The 13,974-nt window shown below is 65.3% G+C and carries 8 protein-coding genes and 6 pseudogenes; 9 read left to right on the plus strand and 5 right to left on the minus strand.

Annotation, left to right across the window (positions count from 1 at the left end):
* The first annotated feature begins 1 nt into the window (after position 1).
* Together moaA and ACSJDS_RS11200 are read left to right on the plus strand one after the other, a co-directional pair.
* Positions 2–993 (plus strand): annotated as a pseudogene (gene moaA / locus ACSJDS_RS11195) (GTP 3',8-cyclase MoaA).
* Between the two features lie 152 nt (positions 994–1,145).
* Positions 1,146–1,435 (plus strand): annotated as a pseudogene (locus ACSJDS_RS11200) (H-NS family histone-like protein).
* 115 nt (positions 1,436–1,550) lie between these two features.
* Here the strand turns inward: ACSJDS_RS11200 and ACSJDS_RS11205 are convergent.
* A complete protein-coding gene (locus ACSJDS_RS11205; protein WP_473035023.1) occupies positions 1,551–3,143 on the minus strand; it encodes a ribonuclease J in 1,593 nt (530 codons plus the stop codon).
* A 248-nt stretch (positions 3,144–3,391) separates the two neighbouring features.
* Here ACSJDS_RS11205 and purU point away from each other — a divergent pair, with 248 nt between their 5' ends.
* Entirely contained in the window at positions 3,392–4,246 is an 855-nt protein-coding gene (gene purU / locus ACSJDS_RS11210) for a formyltetrahydrofolate deformylase (protein ID WP_473033345.1), read from the plus strand.
* Positions 4,247–4,268: 22 nt separating this feature from the next.
* Complete coding sequence (locus ACSJDS_RS11215; protein WP_473033346.1) at positions 4,269–4,940, plus strand: energy-coupling factor ABC transporter permease; 672 nt, start codon at positions 4,269–4,271, stop codon at positions 4,938–4,940.
* A 181-nt stretch (positions 4,941–5,121) separates the two neighbouring features.
* Here the strand turns inward: ACSJDS_RS11215 and dinB are convergent.
* Positions 5,122–6,176 (minus strand): annotated as a pseudogene (dinB, locus tag ACSJDS_RS11220) (DNA polymerase IV).
* Between the two features lie 40 nt (positions 6,177–6,216).
* Positions 6,217–6,860, minus strand: a pseudogene (gene lexA / locus ACSJDS_RS11225) (transcriptional repressor LexA).
* A 205-nt stretch (positions 6,861–7,065) separates the two neighbouring features.
* Here lexA and ACSJDS_RS11230 point away from each other — a divergent pair.
* From ACSJDS_RS11230 to ACSJDS_RS11245, 4 genes and pseudogenes are all read left to right on the plus strand, one after another.
* Positions 7,066–7,731, plus strand: a complete 666-nt coding sequence (locus tag ACSJDS_RS11230; protein ID WP_473033347.1) for a TetR/AcrR family transcriptional regulator — start codon at positions 7,066–7,068, stop codon at positions 7,729–7,731.
* 2 nt (positions 7,732–7,733) lie between these two features.
* Positions 7,734–8,249: a L,D-transpeptidase family protein gene (locus ACSJDS_RS11235; protein ID WP_473033348.1), complete on the plus strand. Its 516-nt coding sequence runs from the start codon at positions 7,734–7,736 to the stop codon at positions 8,247–8,249.
* Positions 8,250–8,368: 119 nt separating this feature from the next.
* Positions 8,369–9,381: pseudogene (gene nagZ, locus ACSJDS_RS11240) on the plus strand (beta-N-acetylhexosaminidase).
* A gap of 49 nt (positions 9,382–9,430) precedes the next feature.
* A pseudogene (locus tag ACSJDS_RS11245) lies at positions 9,431–10,008 on the plus strand (hypoxanthine-guanine phosphoribosyltransferase).
* Positions 10,009–10,249: 241 nt separating this feature from the next.
* Here ACSJDS_RS11245 and ACSJDS_RS11250 read toward each other — a convergent pair.
* Positions 10,250–11,941: an AMP-binding protein gene (locus ACSJDS_RS11250; protein ID WP_473033349.1), complete on the minus strand. Its 1,692-nt coding sequence runs from the start codon at positions 11,939–11,941 to the stop codon at positions 10,250–10,252.
* A 136-nt stretch (positions 11,942–12,077) separates the two neighbouring features.
* Positions 12,078–12,530, minus strand: a complete 453-nt coding sequence (locus tag ACSJDS_RS11255; RefSeq protein ID WP_473033350.1) for a MerR family transcriptional regulator — start codon at positions 12,528–12,530, stop codon at positions 12,078–12,080.
* Between the two features lie 264 nt (positions 12,531–12,794).
* On the opposite strand from ACSJDS_RS11255, the gene ACSJDS_RS11260 reads away from it, so the two are divergent.
* A complete protein-coding gene (locus tag ACSJDS_RS11260) occupies positions 12,795–13,961 on the plus strand; it encodes an acyl-CoA dehydrogenase family protein (RefSeq protein ID WP_473033351.1) in 1,167 nt (388 codons plus the stop codon).
* The last annotated feature ends 13 nt before the right edge of the window (positions 13,962–13,974 follow it).

Below are 13,974 nucleotides of genomic sequence, written 5' to 3' on the forward strand. Positions count from 1 at the left end.
CATGGCCGAATCGCTGATCGATGATTTTGGCAGACGGGTCCGCTACGTGCGGATCTCGGTGACGGACCGCTGCGACTTTCGCTGCGTCTACTGCATGAGCGAGGAGATGACCTTTCTGCCCGTGCCCAGATCCTCACGCTGGAGGAGCTGGCCACCGTGGCCCGCGCCTTTGTCGAGCTGGGCGTGGAAAAGGTGCGCCTGACCGGCGGTGAGCCACTGGTCAGACGCGATATCGATCATCTGGTGGGTGAGATCGGCTGGCTGCCCGGGCTCAGGGATTTTGCCATGACCACCAACGGGGCGGGCCTGGTCAAGCAGGCCGCTCGCCTGCGTGACGGTGGTCTCAAGCGTCTCAATATCAGCCTCGATACCCTGGACCCGCAGCGCTTCCGACAGCTGACCCGTACCGGAGAGCTCGACCGGGTGCTGTCGGGGCTCAGGGCCGCCCGCGCCGCGGGTTTCGAGCGCATCAAGCTCAATGCGGTGATCCTCAAGGGGCGCAATGACGACGAGGTACTCGATCTGGTGGCCTTTGCTCGCCAGGAAGGGGTCGACATCAGCTTCATCGAAGAGATGCCGCTTGGCGATGTGTCGGATCACTCCCGGGCGGAGACCTTCTGCTCCAGCGATGAGGTTCAAGCGCAGATCGAGCGTCACCATGCGCTGATCCCTACGACCGAATCCACCTTGGGGCCGTCGCGCTATTTCCGCATGAGCGACAGCGAGACCCGTATCGGCTTCATTTCCCCCCACAGCCACAATTTCTGCGCGAGCTGCAATCGGGTGCGTGTCACGGCAGAAGGGCGGCTGCTGCTGTGCCTGGGCAACGAGCACTCCGTGGACCTGCGCGCGGTGCTGCGCCGCTACCCGGGTGATCTCGAAGCGCTCAAGCAGGCCATCGTCGCGGCCATGCCCCTCAAGCCGGAGCGCCACCATTTCACCACTGACGGTGATGTCCAGGTGGTGCGCTTCATGAACATGACCGGCGGTTGAGAGACCGTTCGAGTGATTTTGTCGTCTCCCATTGGCCAAAAATCCGCGATAGAACTGCCAAGGCTTTTCTTGCCAACTGCGCCTCAAGGCATATACTTTTGACGAGTGGGGCCCAACGCTTCACTCATCGTTTTCCTGCATGGAGGAGGCCAATGTCCAGCGAAACTCTGGAGCGCATCGCCCGCAACAAGAACGTGGCTCGTGCCGCTGCCCGTCAGCTGAGTATGGAACAGCTGCACAAGCTCTCCGATGTCATCGGTGAAGTCATCGAGCAGAAAAAGAGGAAGAGAAGTTACGCGAGCAGGAAGAGGCGGACAAGGAGCGCAAGCTGGCCGAGATTCGTGAGGCCATGACCGACGCCGGCCTCTCCGTGGAGGACCTGGTGGGGGAACCGCCCCGTCGGCGTCGCGGTCGCCCGCCGAAGAATGCTTCCAGCTCCTGACTCAGCCGAGCGCGTTAGCCTGCAAGGCAAGAAGGGTAAGAGCAGTGAAGATCGGGGCGAACCTCAGGGTTCGCCCCGATGCGTTGGTAGCGGTTGGGGCGCTGACCATTGCAGGCTAATGCGAGGCATCGTAGAGCGGCGTTTCCACGGCGAGTAGTTGCAAATGGACGTCGGGAAGCTGACGAAGGTGCTCGCCCAGCCAGGCGACGATCAGCGGCTGCAGCGCCTGACGAAGCTCCGGCAAGGTTTCGGCTTCCAGCCCATCGAGGCGCTCGTCGAGCCAGTCGATGAAGGCGTCTTCGTCCAGTGTCCGCATGCGGTGAGCATCGAGCATCAGGCGGCCGATGCGTGTCCAGCCTCCGCCGGTGGAGGCTACCGGCAGGGCGAGGTGCAGGGTGCCATGACGCGGTGAGCCCTGGTCGGCGGCCAGCCCAGGCAGCGGGGTCACGGCATTCTGGCTGACGATGCAGGGGCGCTGGGGGTGGCGTGTTTCCAGCGTCAAACCGTCGGCGTCCAGGCGAATCATGTCGCCGTTGGTCGGCGTCAGCGGTGCCTGGATGCCGAGTTCGTGCGCCAGCGCCTGGTGTGCCTGCTGGTGGCTGGGCTCGCCGTGGACCGGCAGGAGATGCCGGGGTTTGACCCAGTCATAGAAGGTGCGCAGCTCCTCCTGAGCAGGATGGCCGGAGGCGTGTAGCTCGGGGTGGTTGAACTCGTCCCAGAGGGTGACCTCCAGGCGCTTCAGTCCCTGCTTGAGGCGTTCGATCAGCGGCTCATTGCCGGGAATCGCCTTGGCGGAGAAGATCACGGTGTCACCGGCCATCAGCTCGAAGCTGGGGTGGCGCCCCCTGGCCAGCCGGCTCAGGGCGGCCCGCGGTTCGCCCTGACTGCCGGTCGCGATGACCAGTACCTCTTCCGGCGGCAGATAGCCCAGGTCGCGCACTGGCACCAGCGGGGGCATCTCATCGAGATAACCGAGTCCGCGGGCAACGCCGACCATCCGCTCCATGGAGCGTCCCATCAGGCTGACGCGTCGTCCACAGCGCTCGGCGGCCAGGGCGATGGCGAGTACACGGGCCAGATTGCTGGCAAAACAGGAGACCACGACGCGCCCGGGGCACTGCTGCAGCGTGTTTTCCAGCGCCCTGGCCACGTCGCCTTCGCTGCGTGAATGGCCGGGCAGCGGGGCATTGGTGGAATCGCCCACCACCAGATCCACTGGCGCTACGGCGCGAAACAGGTTGCCGTTGACCGGCGGGCCGATTAGCGGTTCGGGGTCGAGCTTCCAGTCGCCGGTATGCAGCACGCGATGCTCGCCGACGGCGATCAGCAGCGCACAGCTTTCCGGTATCGAGTGGGTCAGCGGCAGGTAGCGTAGGGTGAAGGGGCCGGTCTCCAGCGCCTCGCCGGGGTCGATGACGCGAATGGCATCGCTGGACAAACCCTGCTCGAGGAACTTGGCTCGCAGCAGGCCGGCGGCCAGCGGCGTGGCATACACCGGGCAGCCCCATTGCGGCCATAGCCAGGCCGCGGCCCCGATGTGGTCCTCGTGGCCATGGGTGATGATCAGGGCTTGAGGGGCGATGCCCAGTGCCTTGGGGGTGTCCAGGCTGGGCACCTGGAGCGGGCTGTCGGGCAGGTCCTGGCGGATCATCATGCCGCAGTCAACGGCAATCCAGTCGCCATCGTGCCCGTAGAGCGTCAGGTTCATGCCGATCTCGCCGCAGCCCCCCAGCGGCAGGAAATGCAGCGGAGTGCGGCGTCGGGGGCGAATCGTCACGCGGGGTGGGTGCATCGGCAAGTCATGAATCTGGCTGTGGATCAATCACTATACGGGAACGGCGGGACCCTCCACAATGACGGGGCGGCGCTGGGCTGCCGGCCATTCGGCGTGTCCCCGGGAGGCGAGTTCGCTACAATGCGCGCTTTCGAATTCTGCACAACACGGCGGCAGCTACCATGTCTCACTACTATCGTCTGGTCGTTTCCTGTCCCGATCGCCGGGGCATCGTGGCACGGGTGTCCGGTTTTATTGCCGGGCATGGAGGCTCCATCACCGAGGCGAGCCAGCACTCCGACCTGGAGTCGGGACGCTTTTTCATGCGCTACGAGATACTGGCCGACTCCATCGGCATGACCGCCGACCAGCTCCGCGACGCCTTCGACCCGGTGGCCAAGGAGTTCGACATGGAGTGGGCGCTGCGCGATACCCGGCGTCGCCCGCGAGTGGTGGTGATGGTCTCCCGGGAGTCCCACTGCCTGGTGGATCTGCTCTATCGCTGGACGGCGGGGGAGCTGGACGGCGACATCGTCGGGGTGATCTCCAATCATGAGGACATGCGCGGGCTGGTGGAGTGGCACGGGCTGCCCTATCACCATGTGCCGGTGCCCGCCGAGGACAAGACGGCGGCCTTTGCCCGGGTCGAGCAGCAGGTCGAGGCGCTCGAGGCCGATATCGTGGTGCTGGCCCGCTACATGCAGATTCTTCCGCCCCGCCTGTGCGAGCGCTATGCCGGCCGAGTGATCAATATTCACCACAGCTTTCTGCCCTCCTTCGCCGGGGCGCGTCCCTACCATCAGGCCCATGCCCGGGGTGTGAAGCTGATCGGTGCCACCTGTCACTATGTGACCGAGGAGCTGGACGCCGGCCCCATCATCGAGCAGGACATCCATCGCGTCAGCCACTGTCATACCACCGCCGACCTGGTGCGCTTCGGGCGCGATGTGGAGAAGGCCGTGCTGGCCCGCGGGCTGCGCTGGCACCTGGAGGACCGGGTGCTGATCCATGGCAACAAGACAGTCGTCTTCGCCTGAGGCGTGATCGCCGGGGAGGGGTATGTCGTTTTCCGAGCTTATGCTGGCGCCCTGGCTGCTGCTCTGCGGCGCCCTGGTTGCCCTGGTTGTGGTCGGGCTGGCGCTGGCCCAGCGCCCTTGGCAGGCGCTGCTGTCCGACCGTGGCCTGCAGCATCGCTGGCTGGCGGCCACCGTGGCCGTGCTGCTGCTGTGGCAGCTGCGCGCCCAGGCGGTGGACTGGTTGACCCTGCATCTGATGTTTACCGCGCTGCTGACCCTGGTGTTCAAGGCGCCGTTGGCGCTGCTCTCCAATCTGCTGGTCAACCTCTCGCTGGTGGTGCTGGGCAAGGTGGCCTGGCCGCTGCTGGGCGTGAATGTGCTGATCACCGGTGTGGTGCCGATGGCGATCACGGTGCTGGTGTGGCGCCTGGTGGACCGGCGCCTGCCGGACAACCTGATGGTGTTCCTGTTTCTTTGCGGTTTCTTCGGAACGGCGCTTGCCACCCTGGGGACCGGCCTGGCGGGGTTGGGGTTGGTGATACTGGGCGCCAGCGACCCGGAGGCGGTGTACCTGGCCTGGGAGTATGTTCGCTTCCTACCGCTGCTGATGCCGTCGGAAGCCTTTATCACCGGGATGCTGCTCAGCATCCTGATGGTCTATCACCCCAGCTGGGTCGCGACCTTCAACGACCACCGCTATATCGATACGAAATAGGGGCGAGGTTCGAGGGACGAGGTGCGAGGGGCGAGGTACGAGGTTCGAGGTGCGAGGTTCGAGGTGCGAGGTTCGAGGTGCGAGGCGATGGCCTGAGTTGTAAATGAGTACTTTGATCGGACTCGCGCACGAGCCGATTTTTAACGCCGTATGGTCGAGCGCAGCCAGTTTTCGGACAGAGCTAGAGGTTCAGCGCCAGCTGGCGACGGGCGCCCTCGGGCACCAGTCGCACCCCCACCCCAAGCAGGCGCACCGGGCGCTCGCGGCGTGCCCAGGCCTGGTCTAGCAGGGCGCTGAACGTCTCGAGCGCCGGGAGGGCCCCGCGCCCCTCCAGCGTCGTCAGGCCGAAGTCGTCGAAGCGAACCTTGACGAAGAGTCCCGCCAGCGGAGGGTGCCCGTGACGGGCGAGGCGCGCCTTCAGGCGCTCGCACAGCGGCGCCAGGGCGGCATGGCAGTGGGCGAGGTCGGGCAGGTCCTGGGCGAAGGTGGTCTCGACGCTGACCGATTTGCGCTCGCGCTCGAGGCGCACGGGGCGGTCGTCGATGCCGCGGGCCAGTTCGAAGAGTCGGCGTCCGAACTTGCCAAACTCCTGAACCAGCTGGGTCAGCGGCAGACGCTGCAGGTCGGCGCAGGTGGTGATAGAGAGCGATGCCAGTCGGGCCGCCGTGGCGGGGCCTACCCCGTGCAGCCGGGTCACCGGCAGGTCGTGCAGAAAGGCGTCGACGCCCTCCGGGGGATCACGGTGAGACCGTCGGGCTTGTCCCAGTCGCTGGCAATCTTGGCCAGGTACTTGGTGGGGGCGGCGCCCACTGAGACCGTGATGCCGGTGCGGGCCAGGCACTGCGCTTTGAGCCACTGGGCCATCCAGGTGGCGCTGCCGGAAAAGCGTGTGACCTCGGTGACATCGAGAAAGGCTTCATCCAGCGACAGCGGCTCCACCAGGGGGGTGAGTTCGTGGAAGATGCCCTGGATCTGCTGGGAGACTGCCCGGTAGCGCTCGAAGTCGCCGGGCAGCAGCGTCAGCTGCGGGCAGAGCCGCAGCGCCCGGGCCGTCGGCATGGCGGAGTGAATGCCGAAAGCGCGCGCGGGATAGTTGCAGGTGGCGATCACCCCGCGCCGCTCGGCGCTGCCCCCGATGGCCAGCGGGATGTCGCGAAGGCGGGGGTCGTCGCGCATCTCCACCGCGGCGTAGAAGCAGTCGCAGTCGGCGTGGAGGATCTTGCGACTTTGATTCATCGAAACGCCAGCCAATTCAAGACGCATCGAAGCCAGCTTCTTACCCCAGGGCCTGGCCGTTGCCGCCGCGAATCACCCCAACCCCGATACCCTCGATCTCCAGCGGCTGATGGCGCAGGTCCACTTCGATGGGCGGGAAGTCGGGATTCTCAGCGGCCAGGGTGACGCGGTGGCCCTGACGTTGAAAGCGCTTGACCGTGACCTCGTCATCGAGCCGGGCCACGACGATTTGGCCGTCGCGCACCCGCTCGGTGCGATGTACGGCCAGCAGGTCCCCCTCGAGGATGCCGATCTCCTTCATCGAGAGGCCTCGGACCTTGAGCAGGTAGTCGGCCCGGGGCGTGAAGAACTCCGGCGGCAGGGGGCAGTAGCGATCGATATGCTCGGCGGCCAGGACCGGGCTGCCAGCGGCGACTTCGCCGATGATCGGCAGGCCCTCTCCGCTGGGCTCGGGGTTCGACTCGGTCTCCTGGGCGGGCAGGCGAATCCCGCGAGAGGTGCCGCGGATGACCCGGATCACGCCCTTGCGCTCCAGGGCCCGCAGGTGTTCTTCGGCGGCGTTGGGGGAGCGAAAGCCCAGCGCACGGGCGATCTCGGCTCGGGTGGGGGGTAGCCGAAGTCGTTCATGGTCTTGACGATGAAGTCATAAACATTCTGCTGGCGGGCGGTGAGGGGGCGTGTCATGCGACCTCCGGATGAACGTATCGTGCTCTATTGTGAAAGTATACAGCATGGAGGTTCATCCAGTAAAAGTCGCGTGTCATGGCAGGCTGGTTCCAGCCTTCTAGTCGTTTCAAACAGCAGGCTTGGGAGCCGAATTGAGAAAGTCCCGCGCTTCACGTAGGATGCAGCTACGTTTAAAACATCCGTTTCCAGCGGAGCCTGAGCGATGGCCCAAACCGATACCGTCACCCGGATTCTCGATACCGCCGAGGTCCTGTTTGCAGAGCGCGGCTTCGCCGAAACCTCGCTGCGGACCATCACCAGCAAGGCCAGGGTCAATCTGGCCGCGGTGAACTACCATTTCGGCTCCAAGAAGTCGCTGATCCAGGCGGTCTTCGCGCGTTACCTTGACCCTTTCACGGAGCGCTTCCATCGGGCCCTTGACGAGCTCGAGGCGCGCCACGCCGGTCAGGTCATTCCGCTGGAGCTGCTGCTGGAGACCATGGCCCGCACGGTGCTGGAAGTCCCCGCGGAGCGCAACAGCCTCAAGGTGTTCATGAAGCTGCTGGGGCTGGCCTATAGTCAGGCCCAAGGCCATCTGCGCCGCTATATCCAGCAGGAGTATGGCGGCGTCTTCACGCGCTTCACCGAACTGGTACGCCAGGCAACGCCGGAGCTGCCCGACGCCGAACGTTTCTGGCGGCTGCACTTCGTGCTGGGTACCGTCATCTTCACGCTGTCCGGCCTGGATGCGCTGCGCGATATCGCCGAGAAGGACTATCAGGAACATGTCACGGTGCGCGACCTCATTCGCCGCCTGCGCCCGGTGGTGGTGGCGGCCATGAAGGCGCCGCTACCTCCCGCGCCGGCGGTGCACGCCGAGGCCGGCTGAGCATGCGGACGCCGCGCCTGTCGGAGCTCCCGCCGGAAGGGGTGTGGCTCGAGGTCGATGTCGCCGAGCAGCGCCTGGTGGTCTGGCAGGGCGAGCGTACGGTTGCCGAATGGCCGGTCTCCACGGCGCTGGCGGGGACCGGTCAGGCCGAGGGCAGTGGCGCGACACCGCTTGGCTGGCACTATATCCGTGCCGCCATCGGTGCCGATCAGCCGGCCGGCAGCGTGTTTCGCGGTCGCCGGCCCACCGGCGAAGTGTTCTCGGCGTCCCTGGCCGCCGAGCATCCCGAGCGCGACTGGATCCTCACCCGTATTCTTTGGCTGTGCGGCCTGGAGCGAGGCGTCAACCGCGGCGGCAGCGTCGACAGCCAGCGTCGCTATATCTACCTGCACGGTACGCCGCCGAGCGAACCCATGGGCGTGCCGCGCTCCCACGGCTGCATCCGCCTGCGGGACAAAGCGCTGCTGGCGCTCTTTGCCCTGGCGCCCCCCGGTACGCCCGTCTGGCTGCATGATTGAGCGTTTTCGGCGAAGCTTTGAGGTACCGCAAGTTGCGCTTCGATCATGACCCGCACGCCTATTCCCGTCGATGACTTTGGTCTAGAATCGGCCCCCTTCGATTCCCGAGGAACCTGCTCATGACCCAGTCTCTCGGCCCGGTGATGCTCGACCTGGAAGGCACCCAGCTGACCGATGAGGAGCGTCACCTGCTGAAGCGCCCCGAAGTAGGGGGGTGATCCTCTTCGCCCGCAATCTCGAGGATGCGCGTCAGACCCGTGCCCTCTGTGATGCCATTCGGGGCGTCCGTCCCGAGCTGCTGTTGGGTATCGACCAGGAGGGAGGGCGAGTCCAGCGTCTTCGCCAAGGGGTGACGCGACTGCCCTCCATGGGGCGCATCGGTCGCGACTTTTCCGCCGCGCCCGAGGTGACGCAGCGTTTCTGCCTGGATGCCGGCTGGCTGCTGGGGATGGAGATGGCCGCCTGCGGGCTCGACCTCACTTTCGCCCCGGTACTCGACGTGGATAGCGGGATCTCCAGCGTGATCGGTGATCGCAGCTTCTCCGCCGATCCCGACGCCGTTGCCGCCATGGCCGGTGCCTTCGTGGCCGGTCTCCACGAGGCGGGAATGGCCGCCGTGGGCAAGCACTTTCCCGGTCACGGTGGCGTGGCCGCCGATTCCCATCGCGAGCTGCCGGTGGATCCGCGCCCACTCGACAGCCTGCGAGCTCACGACCTGGTGCCGTTCGCCGCGCTGGCCACGCGGCTGGATGGGGTGATGCCGGCCCATGTGATCTACTCCGCCTTCGATGCCCGCCCGGCCGGTTTCTCTGCCAGCTGGCTCGGTATGCTGCGTGAATCCCTGGGCTTCAAGGGCACCCTGTTCTCCGATGACCTGGGCATGACCGCGGCCGGCTTCGCGGGTGACCCGGGGGAGCGGGCCCTGGCGGCGCTGAATGCCGGCTGTGACATGGTGCTGGTCTGCAACGACCGCGCCGCCGCTCTCGAGGCCTTGGATGCCTGTCACGGTCGTACCTTCCGTCCTGCGGCCCGACTGCGCTATGGCCGTGCCCGTCCCGATCTGGATGCTCTCGAGGCCTTGGGACGCTGGCGCCGGGTACATGCCCGCCTCGAGGCCCTGGCCGGCGAGTGAGTTCACGCCGGCCGTCTCTTCTTTCCTCTTGTCGAAACGAGCCATACCGATGCCGAAACTCGACCCCCAGACCCACGACTCCCTGGCCACCATGCGCGAGGTCATGGACAGCGCCGACTGCCTGATTGCCCAGCAGGAAGTCGAGGGTGCCCTGGACCGCATGGCCGCACAGATCACCGAAGACCTCGGGGACAAGCTGCCGGTCTTCTACTGCGTAATGAATGGCGGCTTGATCACCACCGGCCACCTGCTGACTCGACTCGGCTTTCCCCTGGAGGTGGACTATCTCCACGCCACGCGCTATCGCGGCGGCATTCGGGGCGGCGAGCTGTTCTGGCGCGTCTCGCCGGAGGTGCCCATGGCCGGGCGTCACGTGGTGATCGTCGACGATATCCTCGACGAAGGGGCGACCCTGGCGGCGATCCTCGACTACTGCCGGGAGGCGGGGGCGGCCAGCATCTCCACCGCGGTGCTGGTGGACAAGCAACACGAGCGCAAGGCGGTGCCGGGCCTCAAGGCCGACTACTGCGGCCTGGAAGTGGTCGACCGCTATGTGTTCGGCTTCGGCATGGACTACAAGGGCTACTGGCGCAATGCGCCGGGATCTTCGCGCCGAAGGGGTTGTGACCCGGGCTGCGCCCGGGAGCTGTAAGCCTTAAGCTATAGGAAAACCCCACGGGCCGAGAGGCTCGTGGGGTTCTTCAGCACAGTGACGAGTGGCTGTGGGAGGGCGGCTTCGCCGCGCGAATGGCGCCGCCAGGCGCCCTGGCAGTGTTGCAGAGGCTGGCGACGTCCGCCGGGAGGCCTTCGGCCTCCATTCGCCCGGCAGAGCCGGCCTCCCACCGGTAACCATCCATTGCCGTAGTGCCTACGCCAGCCCCAGCTCGTGGGTGGCTTCTTCGCGCATCTTGAACTTCTGGATCTTGCCGGTGACGGTCATCGGAAACTCATCGACGAATTTCACGTAGCGCGGCACCTTGTAGTGGGCGATCTTGCCCTTGCAGAACTCCTTCAGCTCGTCGGCGGTGAGGCGCTGGCCGTCGCCGAGCTTGACCCAGGCCATCACTTCCTCGCCGTATTTCTCATCGGGTACGCCGATGACCTGAACATCGGAAATGGCCGGATGAGTGTAGAGGAAGTCCTCGATCTCGCGGGGATAGATGTTCTCGCCACCACGGATGATCATATCCTTGATGCGCCCCACGATGGCCACATAGCCCTCATCGTCCATGGTCGCCAGGTCGCCGGTGTGCATCCAGCCGGCGGCGTCGATGGACTTGGCGGTGGCTTCTTCGTTGTTCCAGTAGCCGAGCATCACGCTGTAGCCGCGGGTGCACAGCTCGCCGGTCTCGCCGCGCGGCACCACGGCGCCGGTCTCGGGGCTGACCAGCTTCACCTCCAGGTGCGGGTGGATGGTGCCCACGGTGGTCACGCGCTTCTCCAGCGGTGCGTCGGTCTGGGTCTGGAAACTCACCGGGCTGGTCTCGGTCATGCCGTAGCAGATGGTGACGTCTTCCATGTTCATCTTGTCGATGACCTGGCGCATCACCTCGATGGGGCAGATCGACCCGGCCATGATGCCGGTGCGCAGGGTCGAGAGATCGTACTGGGCGAAGTTGGGGTGTTCGAGTTCGGCAATGAACATGGTCGGCACGCCGTACAGCGCCGTGGCCTTCTCATCGGCCACCGCCTTGAGGGTCGCCTCCGGCTCGAAGCCGTCGCCCGGATAGATCATGGTGGCGCCGTGGGTCACGCAGCCCAGGTTGCCCATCACCATGCCGAAGCAGTGGTAGAGCGGCACCGGAATCACCAGCCGGTCCTTCTCCGTGAAGCCCATGGTGCGGGCGACGAAGAAGCCGTTGTTGAGAATGTTGTGGTGGGAGAGGGTGGCGCCCTTGGGGGCCCCGGTAGTGCCGGAGGTGTACTGGATGTTGATCGGCTCGTCGAACTGCAGGGTGGCCTGGATCTCTGCCAGGTGCTCGGCGGAGACTTCATCGGCATGGGCCAGCATGCTCTGCCAGCTGAACATGCCGGTCAGGGCGCGGTCGGCGTCGAGACAGATGACCCGTTTGAGGTCGGGCAGCTTGGCGCTGGTGAAGGTGCTCGGGGCGCCGTCGCGCAGCTCCGGGGCGAGCTCGGCCAGGGTGGCGACGTAGTCGGAGGTCTTGAACTTGCCCTGCAGGATCAGCGTCGAGGTGCCGGACTGTTTGAGGGCGTACTCGAGCTCGTGGGTGCGGTAGCTGGGATTGATATTGACCAGCACGGCGCCGATCTTGGCGGTCGCGAACTGGGTGATGGTCCATTCCGCGCAGTTGGGCGACCAGATACCCACCCGGTCACCCTTCTTGACCCCCAGGGCCAGCAGGGCGCGGGCCGCCTGGTCCACCGCCTGCTGCAGCTCCTTCCAAGTATAGCGCTGGCCCTGATGGAGGCTCAGCAGGGCGTCGCCGTCGGGAAAGCGTGAAACCGTCTCGTCGAAGCAGTCGCCGATGGTCTGCCCCTTGAGAGGCGTGTCGCTGGTACCGCTGACATAGCTGTTCTGGACGTGTTGGCGTGTCATCGTATTACCCGTCTTGTTGTTGCGAAAGCGTGAAACTCGGTTGTGTCGCTGAGGCGGGCGCCTGGCCCGGTGCGCGCGGGCCAGCAGGCGCCGGCGGCATGTTCGGGGGTGGAGCGATCACCCGGCAGTCCCGGGCTCAATGCGCCGCTGGATCCGGGTCGAGCCGGTCGAGAACGTCGCGGGCACGCGCTTCCACGTCATCGAGCTCGCGCTGCATCAAGCGGATGTCCTCGAGCTGACGCTCCATGTTGCTACGCTTGTCGGCGAGGATCTCCAGCAGACGCTTGAGCTGACGCGCATTGCCGTCGGGCATGGCGTCGTACATCTCGATGACTTCGCGGATCTCGGCCAGGGAGAACCCCAGGCGCTTGCCCCGCAGGGTCAGCTTCAGACGGACCCGATCCTTCTCATGATAGATGCGGGTCTGACCGCGGCGTTCCGGCGCCAGCAAGCCCTCCTGCTCGTAGAAGCGGATGGTCCGCGGGGTCACCTCGAACATCCGGGCCAGTTCCCCGATGGCGTAGGTGCGGCGCTGCCGTGGCAGGGTGCCGTTGGCCGTGGGACTGGCTTCCGGTTTGGGTGTGCTCATCGCTACCTTCCTGTGACTGGGCGGGCCGTCTTGCGGTCTTGCTCCACCTAAACCGCAACACTAGACGACGTTGACGTTAACGTAAAGTGCTTGTCGACCAAGGGTGGAGTACGTTAAAACCTAGCAAGTGCTAGGTTGGTAGGGCCTGCCGGCGGCTGACAGTCGGCCCATGATCTACCAAGCTATTGTTTCCATAACCCTGAACAGTTTCCAGATCCCGAAACGCTTCCAGACCCTTGAAGCCGCAACCATGAGGATGCCTCGATGGATTTCTCCCTGACCGATGACCAGAAGGCGCTTGTCCAGGCGGCCGCCGACTTTTCCAAGGCCGAACTGGCCGACCACGCCGCCGAATGGGATGAGACCTCGCACTTTCCTGTCGATGTCATTCGCCGTGCCGGGGAGGCGGGGTTTCTCGGTATCTATACGCCGGAAGAGCAGGGCGGGATGGGCCTGTCGCGTCTGGATGCCTCGCTGATCTTCGAGCAGCTCTCCCAGGGCTGTATCTCTACCACCGCCTATTTGACCATTCACAACATGGTCACCTGGATGATGGCCAGCTGGGGAGAGGACGCGCTGCGTGAGCGCTTCGTGCCGGGCATGATAGCAGGCGAACTGCTGGGCTCGTACTGTCTGACCGAGCCGGGGTCGGGCTCCGATGCGGCCAGCCTGCGCACCCGTGCCGTTCGCGACGGTGACGACTATCTGATCAGCGGCTCCAAGATGTTCATTTCGGGGGCAGGCGCCACCGATGTGCTGGTGGTAATGGCGCGCACCGGAGAGCCCGGCAGCGGTGCGGCTGGCGTATCGGCCATCGCGGTGCCGGCCGATGCGGCTGGCATCGAATACGGCAAGAACGAGGAGAAGATGGGCTGGAAAAGCCAGCCGACTCGCTTGATCAGCTTCGACAATGTGCGCGTGCCGGTGGCCAACCGTCTGGGCGCCGAGGGCGAAGGATTCAAGCTGGCCATGAAGGGGCTTGACGGCGGTCGTCTGAATATTGCCAGCTGTTCCCTGGGTGCCGCGCAGCAGGCGCTGACCCTGGCCCGCGACTACATGGCTGATCGCAAGCAGTTCGGTCGCGAGCTGTCGAGCTTCCAGGCGCTCCAGTTCAAACTCGCGGACATGGCCACCGAGCTAACCGCGGCACGCCTCATGGTGCGTCACGCCGCCTGGCGCCTCGACCAGAACGACCCCGAGGCCACGGTCCATTGCGCCATGGCCAAGCGGCATGCTACCGACATGGGATTCACCCTGTGCAATGATGCTCTACAGCTGCACGGTGGCTATGGCTACATCAAGGAGTACCCGCTGGAGCGCCTTGTGCGCGATACCCGGGTGCACCAGATTCTCGAGGGTACCAACGAGATCATGCGCGTGATCGTGGCGCGTCGCCTGCTGGCAGATGGCGTGATCGAGGCGCTTCAGTAATGGCTTGAATTTA

It is taken from the genome of Halomonas sp. SL18_1 (genome assembly GCF_055755715.1).